At 34.4% G+C, this 15,823-nt stretch carries 11 protein-coding genes; all 11 read left to right on the forward strand.

Features of this window, described 5'->3' with window-relative positions; all coding sequences use genetic code 11:
* Positions 1 to 118 precede the first annotated feature (118 nt).
* The 11 genes from QO200_RS12675 to QO200_RS12725 all read left to right on the forward strand — a co-directional run bounded on the left by QO200_RS12675 (position 119) and on the right by QO200_RS12725 (position 15,776).
* Positions 119 to 1,258 carry an exo-beta-N-acetylmuramidase NamZ domain-containing protein gene (locus tag QO200_RS12675; RefSeq protein WP_371540833.1) on the forward strand — a complete coding sequence of 380 codons (1,140 nt, stop codon included), beginning with the start codon at positions 119 to 121 and terminating at the stop codon, positions 1,256 to 1,258.
* Between the two features lie 95 nt (positions 1,259 to 1,353).
* Positions 1,354 to 2,169 (forward strand): N-acetylmuramic acid 6-phosphate etherase, encoded by an 816-nt coding sequence (gene murQ / locus QO200_RS12680; protein ID WP_371540768.1) that lies wholly within the window; start codon positions 1,354 to 1,356, stop codon positions 2,167 to 2,169.
* A gap of 187 nt (positions 2,170 to 2,356) precedes the next feature.
* On the forward strand, positions 2,357 to 3,865 hold the full coding sequence (locus tag QO200_RS12685; protein ID WP_371540771.1) for a sodium:solute symporter: 1,509 nt from the start codon (positions 2,357 to 2,359) through the stop codon (positions 3,863 to 3,865).
* Between the two features lie 35 nt (positions 3,866 to 3,900).
* Positions 3,901 to 6,888 (forward strand): glycoside hydrolase family 3 N-terminal domain-containing protein, encoded by a 2,988-nt coding sequence (locus QO200_RS12690; RefSeq protein WP_371540773.1) that lies wholly within the window; start codon positions 3,901 to 3,903, stop codon positions 6,886 to 6,888.
* Between the two features lie 6 nt (positions 6,889 to 6,894).
* Positions 6,895 to 8,166, forward strand: coding sequence for an acyltransferase family protein (locus QO200_RS12695; RefSeq protein WP_371540776.1), 1,272 nt, complete (start codon positions 6,895 to 6,897; stop codon positions 8,164 to 8,166).
* A gap of 187 nt (positions 8,167 to 8,353) precedes the next feature.
* Entirely contained in the window at positions 8,354 to 9,931 is a 1,578-nt protein-coding gene (locus tag QO200_RS12700; RefSeq protein ID WP_371540779.1) for a glycoside hydrolase family 10 protein, read from the forward strand.
* Positions 9,912 to 11,195, forward strand: a complete 1,284-nt coding sequence (locus tag QO200_RS12705; protein ID WP_371540781.1) for an MFS transporter — start codon at positions 9,912 to 9,914, stop codon at positions 11,193 to 11,195. Before QO200_RS12700 ends, QO200_RS12705 begins: the two co-directional genes overlap by 20 nt.
* A 66-nt stretch (positions 11,196 to 11,261) precedes the next feature.
* Positions 11,262 to 12,860: a glycoside hydrolase family 3 protein gene (locus tag QO200_RS12710; protein ID WP_371540784.1), complete on the forward strand. Its 1,599-nt coding sequence runs from the start codon at positions 11,262 to 11,264 to the stop codon at positions 12,858 to 12,860.
* Positions 12,861 to 13,074: 214 nt separating this feature from the next.
* A complete protein-coding gene (nhaC, locus tag QO200_RS12715; RefSeq protein WP_371540785.1) occupies positions 13,075 to 14,535 on the forward strand; it encodes a Na+/H+ antiporter NhaC in 1,461 nt (486 codons plus the stop codon).
* Between the two features lie 183 nt (positions 14,536 to 14,718).
* Positions 14,719 to 15,357 (forward strand): peroxiredoxin, encoded by a 639-nt coding sequence (locus QO200_RS12720; protein ID WP_371540788.1) that lies wholly within the window; start codon positions 14,719 to 14,721, stop codon positions 15,355 to 15,357.
* Between the two features lie 110 nt (positions 15,358 to 15,467).
* A complete protein-coding gene (locus QO200_RS12725) occupies positions 15,468 to 15,776 on the forward strand; it encodes a thioredoxin family protein (RefSeq protein WP_371540790.1) in 309 nt (102 codons plus the stop codon).
* Positions 15,777 to 15,823 lie beyond the last annotated feature (47 nt).

The following is a 15,823-nucleotide window of genomic DNA, read 5'->3' on the forward strand; positions in this document are numbered from 1 at the left end:
TTATCTTGACCAATTTCTGGCTTTAACAACATAAGACTAATCTTCAATTACCATGGACTTATTTATAAAAAAAGTAACTTTTATTTTGTTTTTTATTGCACCTATTTGCATCCATTCGATGCCTCTAAAAAAGGAAATAGATGTGCTTTTAATGACTCCAAAAAGCAGCATTAAAACTGGAGCTGATAATTATGAGAAATACCTTCCGTTATTAAAAGACAAAAAGATTGGACTTGTTACTAATCAGACGGGGATTCTTAGTGACAAAACTCATTTAGTAGATTTTCTATTGGAGAAAAAGATAAATATTCAAACCATTTTTGCTCCTGAACATGGCTTTCGAGGTACCGCAGATGCAGGTGAACACGTAGTTGACGGAAAAGATCCAAAAACCGGACTTTCAATTATTTCTCTTTATGGGGATAATAAAAAACCAAAAAAGGAACAATTAGCTGGTATTGATATCATGGTATTTGATTTACAAGATGTAGGCGCCCGTTTCTATACCTATATTTCCTCTTTACACTACGTCATGGAAGCTTGTGCCGAAAATGGAATTCCGCTTGTAATTCTTGACAGACCAAATCCAAACGGAGGCATTACTGATGGTCCTCTTTTAGAAAAAGAATTTACAAGTTTCGTAGGCATGCACCCTATTCCCTTGCTTCATGGAATGACTATTGGAGAATACGGAAAAATGATTAACGGTGAAAAATGGTTGAAAAATGGGATCCAATGTACGCTTACTGTTATCCCTTGCACTAACTACAACCATAATATGTCCTATAATTTACCCATTAAACCATCTCCGAATTTGCCTAACGATCAATCCATAAATCTATATCCAAGTTTATGCTTTTTTGAAGGTACTAATGTGAGTGTAGGTCGAGGTACTGAAAAGCAATTTCAAATTTATGGCTCTCCTTTTTTAAATAAAAATAGTTTCAATTTTACTTTTACTCCAAAACCAAATTTTGGTGCAAAAGACCCAATGCATAACGGAAAAGAATGCTTTGGTGAAGATCTATCATCCAGTAAAAAAGTAACTCAGCTAGAGCTTAAATGGCTTATCAAAGCGTATCAAAATACGGGCGACAAAACTAAATTCTTTAATGCGTTTTTTACAAAACTAGCTGGAACAAAAAAACTTCAACAACAAATTGAAAAGGGAAATTCAGAAAATGAAATTAGAAAAACATGGACCAAAGATCTAAATGATTTCAAGAAAATGAGACAACACTATTTAATCTATCCATAAGACCATCAAACATTTATGGTTATAATTTAAAAAAATAATATGCCTATTATTTTACAACTGCCCTTGCCCCTATTTAAATATCATACTTAAAAAAAATGAAAAAAAACAGCCTTGATACAGAACAAGAATCTCTCTATGCCAATTTGGATAAGATGAGTACGAAAGAGTTACTTTCTAACATTAATGCCGAGGACAAAAAGGTCCCCAATGTTATAGAGCAACAAATCCCAAACATTGAGAAATTAGTAGATGCGGTCGTGGAAAAAATGAAATTGGGAGGTAGACTTTTTTATATTGGAGCCGGAACTTCGGGTAGAATCGGTATTCTCGACGCCTCTGAATGCCCTCCTACATTTGGAGTTCCTGATGATTGGATTATTGGCATCATTGCGGGAGGCGACAGTGCAATCCGTAAAGCTGTTGAAAATGCTGAAGATGATTTTAATCAAGCTTGGAGAGACCTTTCTGCTTTTTCTATAACTGATTTAGATGTGGTTATTGGAATTGCCGCTTCGGGAAATACGCCTTACGTAATTGGTGGACTCGAAAAAGCAAAACAAAATAATATTACTACAGGTAGTATTTCCTGTAACAGTAAGAGCAAAATATCTGCTATAGCAGATTTCCCAATAGAATTAATAGTTGGACCAGAATTCTTAACTGGAAGCACGCGAATGAAAGCGGGAACATCCCAAAAATTAGCACTGAATATGATTTCTACTTCAGTAATGATTAAACTGGGAAGAATTTACGGCAACAAAATGATAGACATGCAATTGTCTAACAAAAAACTCGTAAAAAGAGGGGTCGAAATGATTGTCGAAGAGTTGAAAATAAATAAAGAGGAAGCGGCTAAACTTTTAAAACAGCACCAAAGTGTCCGGGCAGTTTTACTAGCTATGAAAAAATAATAAGCAGCCCTGCTTCTTTTATACCCTTTATTTAAAGTTAATTAGGTTGGTTTGGTTTGGTCCTATTAAGCGCTGTCTAACAAATTAATGCTATCCTAGCAATAATTAAGACAGTGTTTGATTTGACCATTAAATCACTACTTAAAAACTACTTTACAACTATTTTATTCTTTAAAATTTAACAACAATGACACCAAGTGCAATCCTAATTCTTATCATTATTTATTTTGGAGTTTTATTCTACATCTCCCATAAAGTCAGTAAAAATGACAACGGAAATGAAGCTTTTTTTAAAGCCAATAAAAACTCCAAGTGGTATTTGGTGGCTTTTGGAATGATTGGAACAGCACTTTCGGGTGTAACATTTATATCTGTTCCTGGGGAAGTAGGCTCGCCAGGCGGAGAGCAATTTAAATATTTCCAGTTTGTTTTAGGGAATGCCATAGGCTTCATCGTAATTACAAAATTATTACTGCCGCTTTATTATAGAATGAATCTGACCTCAATCTATAGTTACATCGAGAAAAGGATGGGTACTTACAGCTATAAAACAGCAGCCAGTATATTTTTAATCAGTAGAACAATAAGCTCAGCCTTTAGACTTTATTTAGTGGTAATTGTACTGCAGCGATTTGTATTTGAATACTATAATATTCCATTTGCAGTAACGGTCCTGATTTCATTAATTTTAATCTATTCCTACACGTATAGAGGAGGATTAAAAACGATTATTATAACAGATACTTTACAAACTTTTTTCTTAGTAAGCTCCGTATTTCTTACTATTTACTTTATTTGTGACAGTCTCGATTTAAATGCCATTCAAGCCTTTAAAGAAGTACGTGATAGCTCCTACTCCAAAGTATTTTTCTTTGATGATTTTATGACAAATAAATTTCATTTTGTCAAGCAAATACTGGGCGGAATGTTTGTTACAATAGCCATGGTAGGACTTGATCAAGATTTAATGCAAAAAAATCTAAGTTGCAAGAACACTAAAGAAGCGCAAAAGAATATGTTAACGTTCACTGCAATTTTTGTTATTATCAATATCTTCTTTTTAAGTGTAGGAGCACTACTTTATATTTACGCAAACAAAAACGGAATTTCAGTACCCCTAGATGCTATCACTGGCAAACCAAGAACTGATCTATTATTTCCAGAAATAGCACTGAATCATTTGTCTATAGTACCTTCTGTTGTGTTTTTGTTAGGACTGATAGCCGCAACATTTGCTACTACTGATTCTGCATTGACTGCTTTAACCACTTCTTTTTGCGTTGATTTCTTAGCTATGGATAAAGAAGAAAACAGTCATAAAACGACTAATGTAAAAAACAGAAATCTGGTGCATCTGGCTTTTTCAATACTGCTGTTTGTAACCATCGTCTTATTCAACACCATTAATGATAGTTCAGTTGTAACAATGATTTTTAAAGTCGCAACTTACACTTATGGTCCTTTACTAGGTCTATATGCCTTTGGATTATTCCAAAAAACAAAAAAAGTATCCGATAAACTAGTGCCTATAATTTGCGTGCTTGCCCCTGTTATCACCTATATTATTAATGAAAATTCCCAAGTGTTATTTTTAGGCTATGTATTTGATAATGAATTAATCATAATAAACGGACTTGTAACCTACATCGGTTTGTATCTTACAGGTAAAAACACAGCTGAACTGCAAAAATTTTAGGAATACTGATACTTATTTAAAAAAATAAATTACGGATGAACAATAAAATTTTAAAAATTAGCGCCTCTATTATAGTATTGTTTCTAATGATTAATTGCGCCAACTATAAAGCCAAAAGACTACTTAAGGAAGGAATCACCGCAGAAAACGCAATAAAATATAAATCGAAAAACAAATCCAAAAGGAATACCTTTTTTAAAACTACTGATTCAGAATCTATTTGGGTAGACAACATCTATTCTAAAATGACTCTTGAAGAAAAAATTGGTCAATTATTTATGATTTCGGCGTATTCTAATAAAGACGAATCACATCAAGAGGCTGTTGAAAAATTAGTAACCGAAAACCATGTGGGCGGAATTATTTTCTTCCAAGGTGGACCAGTCAGACAAGCTAATTTAACTAATCGTTATCAGGCTAAAGCGAAAGTTCCTTTGTTTATTGCTATTGATGGAGAATGGGGATTAAGTATGCGTTTAGATTCTACTTATCGCTATCCATGGAACATGACTTTAGGCGCTATTCAAGATTTGAAATTAGTTGAAAAAGTAGGTCAAAATATGGGAGAAGAAAATAAAAGAATGGGAATCCATTTTAATTTTGCTCCCGTTATCGATATCAATACCAACCCTAAAAATCCTATTATTGGCAATAGATCTTTTGGCGAAAGCAAAATAAATGTAGCTAATAAAGCCACTGCCTTGATGAAAGGGCAACAATCACAAGGTGTTTTTAGTACTGGGAAACATTTTCCAGGTCATGGAGACACTTCTACTGATTCTCATAAAACCCTTCCTACTGTTGGCTTTAGCAAAAGAAGAATTAATTTGGTCGAATTGTATCCTTATAAACAACTTTTTGATGAAGGTTTAGCTTCGGTAATGGTAGGCCATCTCAACATCCCTAGTTTAGAATCTTCAAACAGACCTACTTCGCTTTCATACAAAGTGGTAACCAAGTTACTCCAAAAGAAAATGAACTTTAAAGGACTTATTTTGACAGACGCTTTAGGAATGAAAGGGGCCAGTAATTTTATAGGCCCAGGTGAAATTGATTTAGAAGCCTTTCTCGCAGGAAATGACATCTTACTTTGTCCAGAAAATGTTCCTTTGGCTATAGCCAAAATAAAAGCGGCATATAACGACAATCGAATCAATGAAAATCGCTTGGCTTATTCCGTAAAAAAAATACTCCATTATAAATACAAATCAGGTTTAAATAACTACAAACCAATCAATACGACCCATTTGCAGGAAGATTTAAACTCTTCTAAAAAAGACGCTTTACACTACCAATTGTATGAAAATGCTATTACAGTATTACAAAATAAAGAGTCCATTTTACCTATAAAAGACCTAAGTCAAAAAATTGCTTATGTAAAATTAGGAGATTCTAATAACAGCTCTTTCTTAACTACATTAAAAAAATATACTGAAGTAATCGAAGTTTCGGATACTAATATTGATCGCTTAAACGATAAACTTAAAGATTATAGTACGGTTATAATTGGTTTTCATAAACTAGATAAAGCATGGGAAAACCAAGAATTCTCTGAAACCGAATTAAATTGGCTGGAACAAATTGCATCCAAAAACAAAGTAATTCTCGATGTTTTTACAAAACCTTATACTTTATTGACTGTCCCTACATTCGAAAATATAGAAGGTGTTGTAGTATCGTATCAGAATTCTGATATTGCCCAAGTTGTCTCGGCTGAATTGCTTTTTGGAGCTATTGAAGCCAAAGGAAAAACACCCGTATCAATCAACAACCATTTTTCAGTAAACGATGGATTAGCAACTGAAAAATTAAATAGACTCGGATTTACAGCTGCTGAGAATATGAATATGGATCCTGCGATCTTGAATAAGATTGATGCAATCGCCCAAAAAGCAATCGATGGTAAAATGGCCCCTGGTATGCAAGTTCTTGTAGCTCGAAAAGGGAAAGTAGTTTTTCAAAAATCCTATGGGCACCCTACTTATGACACTACAACTAAGGTTACAAATACAGATTTGTACGATGTGGCTTCGCTGTCAAAAATGATTTCGACACTTCCTAACATCATGCAATTGTTCGATCAAAAAAAGGTTGCTCTGGATACTCGTTTGGGAACGATGCTCCCCTATTTTGCCAATACAAATAAAAAGGATATTCTTTTTAAAAATTTATTATCCCATTACGCAGGACTGAAATCGTGGATTCCTTTTTATAAAGAAACTTTAGATGCTACTAACAAACCTTCTGAAACCTATTATCGAAAAGTACCTAATCCCAAATTCTCTATAAAAGTTGCTGATAGTTTATACCTAAGAACTGACTACCAAAACACCATCATGAAAATCATTGCTGATTCCCCATTGGCAACCAAAAAAGAATACGTTTATAGTGATTTTACATTCATCCTTTTAAAAGAATATTTAGAACAAATTACCCATAAGAAACTAGATATCCTTAGTCAGGAAAATTTTTTCAACTCGCTTGGAATGAATTACACCTTATACAATCCGTTACAAAAATTTGATAAAAACGTAATTGCACCCTCAGAAGTAGATACTTATTTTAGACATCAGCAAATTCAAGGTTATGTACATGATATGGCTGCAGCTATGCAAGGTGGAGTTGCTGGTCATGCCGGTATCTTTTCTAACGCTATGGATGTAGCTAAAATGATGCAATTGTACTTACAAAAAGGCTCTTATGGCAACCATCGTTATTTTTCTGAAGAAACATTTGATGCTTTCAATACTTGTTACTTTTGTTCTGAAGGCGTGGAAAGAGGTTTGGGTTTTGATAAAAGACTTGGTGCAAATGGTCCTACTTGTCAATGCGCTTCACCATCAAGTTTTGGACACACTGGCTTTACAGGAGACATGGCTTGGGCAGATCCAGAAAATGAAATCGTTTATATCTTTTTATCGAATAGAACCTATCCTGAAGTATCAGCAGCAGGAAATACACTGGCAAAAGAAAAAATCAGGGAAGATATTCAAAAAATAATCTATGAAGCAATTCAAAAATAAGACGTAATGAAAAATGACAGAATAATTTCGGTCGATATTTTAAGGGGAATGACAATTTTATTGATGATTATTGTCAATAACCCCGGAAATTGGGGCGCGGTATATACTCCATTATTGCATGCAAAATGGAATGGCTGCACTCCTACCGACTTGGTTTTCCCCACCTTTATTTTTGTATTAGGAATTGCTATTCCTTTGGCTATGCCAAAAAAAACTTGGAATCAAGAAACATTTATTAAGATAATAACACGAACACTTCGAATCATTAGTTTGGGTTTGTTTTTAAATTTCTTTAGTAAAATCTTCATTTTTAGTGATAATCAAATCTTGCTGCTATTCGTTCGCTTAAGTATAACAATTCTTGTAGGATATGCTTTATTAGGCAATTTTAATCCAAAAGTCAAACTGCTCTTAGCCGTTTCTATTTTTACTATTTTACTTTTCCTCGCCTACAGCGGAATTGAAAGTTTTAACGATGTGAGATTACCCGGTGTCTTACAACGCATTGGTATCGTTTATCTCATCGCTACAGTGATCTATCTAAAAACAGAATTAGAAACACAAATAGGAATTACGATTGCCTTATTAATTGGTTACTGGGCCTTACTAACCATCGTTCCTGTCCCCGGCATTGGAACCGCAAATTATAATGAAGGAACGAATCTTTCCTCTTGGCTAGATAGTTTTTTGTTAGAAGGACATATGTATGGCGCTACTAAAACTTGGGATCCTGAAGGCATATTAAGTACGCTACCCGCCATTGCAACAGCATTAATAGGGCTAATCATAGGGAAACTGATACTTACTAATGAGTCTAAAATTAAAATTATTAAAAAAATGGCTGCTATCGCCTTTGTTTTGACCACAACCGGATTACTCTGGTCATTCGTTTTTCCGTTAAACAAGTCACTTTGGACAAGCTCTTATGTATTATACAGTGCAGGAATAGCTTTGTTTATTTTAGCTGTTTTACATTATATTACAGAAGTAAAAGGGGCTAAAAAAGGATTCTTCTTTTTCTTAATATGGGGAGTGAATCCAATGATTGTATTTTTTCTATCAGGAATACTTCCTCGTGCTTTAGGGATGATCACTTTTCCAAATCCTGAAAATGCCGATGCTAAAATATCAGTTTTAAGCTATGCTTATCAATTTTGGATTAACCCTAATTTTGATAATGAGAAATCAGCTTCCTTGACTTATGCGCTACTTTATGCTTCCCTATGGTCGTTACTACTATGGTTTTTCTATAAGAAAAAATTATTTTTTAAAGTTTAAGAAAAGTATACTAACCTAATAATTTAATTCACATTGGTTTAATCTAAAATGAGGCTATTAAGCCAATTTAAAAAAATAGCTTTGGCAAAGTAATTGAGATAATCAAAAAAGTGAAATTTTAATACTTATATTACTCATAAACATCACTAAAAAAACTATTTTTGAACTCTATAAAAACATCCCGATAATGAACCGTACCAAGCACCTATTCTTATTGCTTTCCTTTATTTTATTGTCTTTTTCAAATGGAAATGCACAAGAAAAAGTAAGCTATCCTAAAAACGAATTTAGAGCAGTTTGGATTGCTACTGTGGTAAATATTGACTGGCCAAAAAGTGGTTCGGATCCTATTGAAAAACAAAAAGCTGATTATCTAGAGATTTTAGATACCTATAAAAAATTAAATTATAATGCTGTTATTGTCCAAATTAGAAGCGTGGGTGATGCTTTTTATCCTTCAAAACTAGCTCCATGGTCTAAATATTTGACTGGGAAAGAAGGGCAAGCACCTAGTCCTTATTTTGACCCATTAGAATGGATGATCACAGAAGCTCATAACCGTGGCTTTGAATTCCACGCCTGGTTAAACCCCTATCGTGCCACTATGGATTTAAGAACTGATATTCTAAGTCCTACCCATGACTATTACAAGCACCCGGAATGGATGATTAAATATGGCGGAAAGTATTATTACGATCCTGCCTTGCCTGAAGTTCAGACTCATTTAATTGCTGTAGTTGACGAGGTAGTTAGAAACTATGATATCGATGCAATACATTTTGACGACTATTTCTATCCTTATAAAATACCAGGTGAAAACTTTAATGATACGGCATCATTTAAAAAATATGGGGGCGGAATGAATTTACCAGATTGGAGACGTCTTAACGTGAATAATTTTGTGAAATACTGTGCCTTTTCTATCAAAAAAATCAAGCCTTGGGTTCAATTTGGTATCAGCCCGTTTGGCGTTTGGCGTAATAAATCTGTTGATCCTAGAGGATCCGATACGAATTCCGGACAAACAAATTACGATGACTTGTTTGCTGACCCTGTGGCATGGATGGAGAACTGCTGGATTGACTACCTACTACCACAATTGTACTGGAGTATCGACCATAGAACCGCTTCTTATGCAAAATTGATTAAATGGTGGTCTGAAAACTCAACAAATACCGCTATTTACATTGGAAACGGAAGTTATAAAATCAATACCGATTCTGATAAAAAATGGAATATTCCAAGTGAAATTCCTAATCAGATTGATTTGACTAGAACTTATAAAAACATTGGGGGAAATGCTTTTTTTAGCGCCAAATCATTTGTAAACAGAAACAAAGCGGTAACCGATTTACTTTTGCAAAATCAATACAGATACCCAGCACTTCCCTATGTTGTTCCTAATTCTAGAAGAACAGACATTGAAATGCCTACGGTTTCTACTATTACAACTAACAATTTAATTTCGACTGTTACAATGGATTATCCTTTGCTCAGTAAAATACGTTACGTAATGGTTTATGGTGCCAAAGACAGTTCTAAACTTGATATTAATAATCCAAGTCAAATCGTTGATAAAATTGCTTTTAAGGAACAAAAGGATAGTATCAGCATCAAAATTCAGAAGAGCCTTTTAGAAAAAAATAATATTTGTGCTATCACATTCATTGATTATTACGGTAATGAAAGTGAGGCAGTTCTTTTAAATAAAACAACAGAAACCAAAACGATTCAAAGTACTTTAAATGACGAAAATAGACAATAGACCTTGGTACTGGATACCCTTTTTGAACTTTGCCTCGGGCTTGCCTTACGCTATTATTATCTCGGTTTCGGTTATTATGTACAAGAACCTTGGGATTGACAATGAAGACATCGGGATATACACGAGTCTATTGTATCTACCTTGGGTTATAAAACCTTTGTGGAGTCCATTCATTGATCTATACGCGACAAAGAGGAAGTGGTTTTTAGCCATGCAATTAGTGATATCTATTGCCTTTCTACTTGTGGGATTAACGATTCCCATGAATAATTTCTTTGTAATCAGTCTCGCCATTTTTTGGGTAGCGGCTTTTGCATCAGCATCGAATGATGTTGCCAGCGACGGTTTCTATATGTTAGCTTTAGAGAAAGAACAACAATCTTTTTTCCTTGGAATTCGCAGTACATTCTATCGCCTTTCCATGCTTACCGGAAATGGTTTGATTGTAATAATAGGTGGTTATCTGGAACAAGAATATGGCGACAAACAAAAAGCATGGTCTTATACTATGGTTATCGTTGGTTTGATTATGGCTACATTGACCATTTATAATTATTTTTCTACACCAAGAACCGAAGTAGTAACTACTAAAGAAGAAAAAGCAACAGAACCAAAAATAAGTTTTGCAGCCGTCTTCGCTAGTTTTTTTCAAAAAAAGCAAATTGGTTTTGTACTGGCCTTTATATTATTATTCCGCTTGGGCGAGTCACAATTATTAAAAATGCTAACCCCTTTCCTTATCGATGACAAAGGTGTAGGCGGAATGGGTTTAACGACTCAAGACGTGGGAATTATATATGGAACTTTTGGGGTAATCTCTCTAACTATTGGTGGAATCATTGGCGGAATTGTAATTTCTAGAGATGGTCTTGGTAAATGGATGCTGCCCATGATTCTGGCGATGCACTTGCCAATACTTGGATTTGTTCTATTAGCGCATTTTCATCCAGCCTCCGTTTATTATATTTATGCTACTGTTATTGCAGAGCAATTTGGTTACGGTTTTGGTTTTGCCGCCTTTATGATGTATTTGATTTATGTGGCTGATGGCGAATCGAAAACCTCTCATTACTCTATTGCAACTGGATTCATGGCATTAGGAATGATGCTTCCTGGAATGGCAAGCGGATTCATTCAAGAATATTTAGGCTACGGAAATTTCTTTATTTGGGTATTTCTAGCCACTCTTCCCGGATTGATTCTGTCTCGTTTTTTAATTTTTCCAAAAGACTTCGGTAAGAAATCAGAACAACAAAATTCATAAACATATAAGTTTTAGAAAAGATCATCAGCTATTCTTAGATGGATTATATGGTTAAAAATAAATCAAATGACTTTAGAACAAAAAATAGGGCAATTCTTTTTTCCAGCCGTTTTTATAAACGATACAGAAGAAAATATTCAAGCAACTGAAGAATTAATTAAGAAGCACAACATCGGTGGACTTACTTTTTTTCATAGTAGAGCTAGTGCTGCCACTAATTATGAAACTAAGAAAAAAATCGTTTTTAATGACGACAGTTACCAGCGATTGAAAGATTTAATTACTCGGTATCAAAAGTGTGCTACTACTCCTTTACTGATGAGCATTGACGCAGAATGGGGCTTGGCGATGCGAATTGAAAAAACGCCACAATATCCTTATGCTATCACACTAGGTGCCTTACCTATGAGTGAATCTCATTTAGTGTATGAAGTGGGAAAACAAATAGGTCTGGATTTAAAATCAGCAGGACTTCATTATAATCTTGCTCCCTTAGCCGATATAAACAACAACCCGAATAATCCGGTGATTGGATACCGTTCTTTTGGTGAAAACAAAGAAAAAGTAGCCCATTTTGCTTTAGAATACTTGCGAGGAATGAACGACGCGGGGGTTTTGGGTTGCCTCAAGCATTTTCCTGGACATGGAAATACTAACGTAGATTCTCATTTAGGATTACCCGTTTTGACAGAAACATTAGAACAATTACTTGAAAATGAATTGTACCCTTTCATAAAAGGAATAGAAAGTGATGCTGACTCGATTATGATAGGGCATTTAGCCGTTCCTGCATTAAATAACGGAGCAAACACTTCGGCAACATTATCAAAATCAGTGATTGAGACGCTTTTGCGAAAGCAATTAAATTACAATGGACTAGTGATTTCGGATGCACTTAATATGCACAGTGTTTCCAAACTTTATGAAATAAAAGGCCAACTAGAATGGGAGGCTTTTAATGCCGGAAACGACGTATTGTGCTTTGCTGAAAATGTACCAGAAGGCATTCAGGAAATCCTTAAAAATGCAAGTCCAGAACGCATCGAAGAAAGTTTTAATCGCTTAATGAAATGCAAGCAAAAAGCAGGTTTATTCGACGACCAAAATAACCTAGCTGCCGAAATGGATTTTGAAACAGCTTCGCTTTTAAATGGGAAAATTGCTCAAAAATGTATTACCACTATCAAAGACACTCATAATACAGCAGTTGTGATTGATGCATCAAAAAGAGGCACATTAGCAAAATTGAGTATCTATAAAAATACCGAAAATGCCTTTTTTAAAACGCTTGGCCCTTCCCTATCTGCACCAGAATTTGCTATTGAAATAGATACTAAAAATACAGTTGAAGAGATAGAAAAAAGTCTGAAGGGTTATGACACTTTAATTATTGCTCTTTTTGTTCCAAAGGCAAAACCACAGAATAATTTTGACATTGAAGAAGCTGTTCTGGAAATGCTGAAAAAATTAATTTTATCAAAAAAATGTGTATTATATTTATTTGGTAATCCTTATGCCTTACAAATTGTACCAGACCTGCAATCTATTAGCGGCCTTGTTCAAGTATATCAAGATTTTGATGAATTTCAGGAAACTGCCGCATCTCAATTGCTTGAAAATTCAAGCTGCAAAGGAACTCTGTCTGTGAGCATTAACAACTTTTAAATAGTTGTAAAATTAGAAAGCCACACTTTTAAGAATAAGTGTTCTCTTTAATTTTAAATATAACCCAAAACAAGTTACGAGAAAAAAAATCGAATTGTTTTCGTTTTCTAAACCTAAACGCTCCGTAAATAAATCTATAATCTAAAGTTTTCACCAAATCTGTTTAGGCTCATAGGAACTTTTTTATCTATATTGCAAACTCAAACGCAATAGAATGGAGACAAAAATTAACAAAAATAAAGAATTATCAATTGGGGAAGCTTTAATTCCTGTTGCTGCGCTTATAGTGATGCTCGGTTATAACGTATATGTATATGGAGACGAAGCTTTGAGTGGCAGCAATCAATTTGTCTTATTATTAGGTGCGGCTGTTGCGGCTGTAGTTGGCTTTTTTAATAAAGTTACCTATGAAAAAATGATGGCTGAAGTGGCTGAAAATATTAAGTCTACTGTTGGTGCTATTCTAATATTATTAATGGTTGGCGCTTTGGCTGGTACTTGGTTAATAAGCGGAATTATTCCTTCTATGATTTATTACGGCTTACAAATTCTGAGCCCGGCCATCTTTTTACCGGCCACACTAATTATATGTTCTATAATTTCTATTGCTACAGGAAGTTCCTGGACCACGAGTGCTACTGTTGGTATTGCTTTGATTGGTGTGGGTGGTGCTTTAGGTTTTGATCTAGGGATGGTTGCGGGGGCAGTAATTTCCGGAGCCTATTTTGGAGATAAATTATCACCCATGTCAGATACAACTAACCTTGCTCCGGCAATGGCTGGAACTGATTTGTTTACGCACATCAGATACATGACTTTAACCACTATTCCTACATATGTTATTACGCTAATTCTTTTCATCATACTTGGGCTATCAGTCGATATCAAAGGAGATGTAAATATTGGGTCGTTACTAACTGATATTGAAGCTTCTTTTACTATTACACCATGGTTGTTTGCGGTACCTGTTATTGTTATTGGTTTAATTATCAAAAAAACAGAACCTCTAGTTGCTTTATTAATCGGAACCTTATTAGCTGGAATCTTTGCTGTCCTATTTCAACCTCATATTATTAATCAAATTGCCGGAGTCGAGCAGATGACGTTTCAATCAGCTTATAAAGGAGTTATGGATGCCATAACAGGAAAGGTGGTAATCCCTACCGATAATAAAACTCTGGCAGATCTTTTCACATCAGGCGGGATGCAAAAAATGCTAGGAACCGTTTGGTTGATACTTTGCGCCATGGTATTTGGAGGAATTATGGATGCAATAGGAGCTTTGGCAAGAATTAGCCAAACATTACTAAAATTAGCCCATACTACTTTCGGGCTTTTCGCTTCCACCGTTGGAAGTTGTTTAGCCTTAAACATTACGGCGTCAGATCAATACTTAGCTATTGTGGTTCCTGGTAAAATGTTTGCAAAAGCATATGAAGAAAAAGGCCTTGCACCTGAAAATTTAAGCAGAACACTAGAAGATGCGGGAACAGTGACTTCTGTATTAATCCCATGGAATACTTGTGGAGCTTATCAATCTGGTACCTTAGGGGTTTCAACTTTAGATTACCTGCCTTACGCCTTCTTTAATATTTTAAGTCCGTTTATGACCTTAATTTTCGCGGCATTTAATATCAAAATCCGACAATTGGTAACTGATAAAAAAAATAATTAAGAACTCGATTACTTCCTTATAAAATCCTAATGACATGACTATGAATAAGTTGTGTCATTATTTTTTAAAACTATAATATAAAACTATAACTCTATCGAAATATATAATTAAAATTGATTGTACGAACATGACCTTATTGTTTACTTTTGCCGAAAGAATAAATTAATAATAAAATATATAATTATGTCATTAGTAGGTAAAAAATTCCCAAGTATTGCAGTTGACGCTATCTCAGAAATGGGTGACAACATGAAAATCAACATCTTTGACGAAGCTGTAAACAACAACAAAAAAGTACTTTTATTTTGGTACCCAAAAGACTTTACTTTTGTTTGTCCAACTGAACTACACGCTTTTCAAGCTGCATTACCAGAATTTGAAAAAAGAAATACAATCGTAATAGGTGCTTCTTGTGATACAAATGAAGTACACTTTGCATGGTTAAATACTCCAAAAAATAACGGTGGAATTGAAGGTGTGACTTACCCAATTCTTGCAGATACTAACAGAAACTTATCTAACATATTAGGTATTCTTGATATCGACTCAACTGAATACAGTGAAGAAACTGACTCCGTAATAGTAGAAGGATCAAACGTAACTTTTAGAGCTACTTACTTAATTGACGAAACAGGGAAAATCTTCCACGAAAGTGTAAACGATATGCCTCTTGGTCGTAACGTAAACGAATATTTACGTATGGTTGATGCTTATACTCATATCCAAGAAAAAGGTGAAGTTTGTCCTGCAAACTGGGAAGCTGGTAAAGAAGCAATGAGTGCTGACAGAAAAAGTACTGCTGAATACTTAAGCTTAAACTAATAAAAATTAGTTCCAAAATTAATTTTAATGGCAATACCAAAAATCAGTTTCTTTAGTGGAATTTGAGCTTTGCTATTGCCATTGATTTTTAAACTTTAAAACAAACAACTATGTTAATAGATTTAAACGAAGATACTTTACAGGATTTAATAACTAAAAACGAGAAGGTAGTAGTTCAATTTTCGGCATCTTGGTGTGGAAATTGTCGAATAATGAAACCAAAATTCAAAAAATTGGCTTCAGAAAACGACGCAATTACTTTTGTTCTTGTTGATGCTGAAAATTCTCCTGAATCACGAAAATTGGCCAACGTAAGTAACCTTCCTACTTTTGCAACATTTGTAGGCGGTAAACTGGTAAATGAAACTCAAACAAATAAACAAGAAGTCCTAATTGAATTAGTGAACGAAATAGTTTAATGTTTTTGTTTAAAGTTTAATGTTGTCAAGCTTTGTAAATAAGTTTA

This window comes from Flavobacterium sp. Arc3 (assembly GCF_041431375.1).
Classification (GTDB): domain Bacteria; phylum Bacteroidota; class Bacteroidia; order Flavobacteriales; family Flavobacteriaceae; genus Flavobacterium.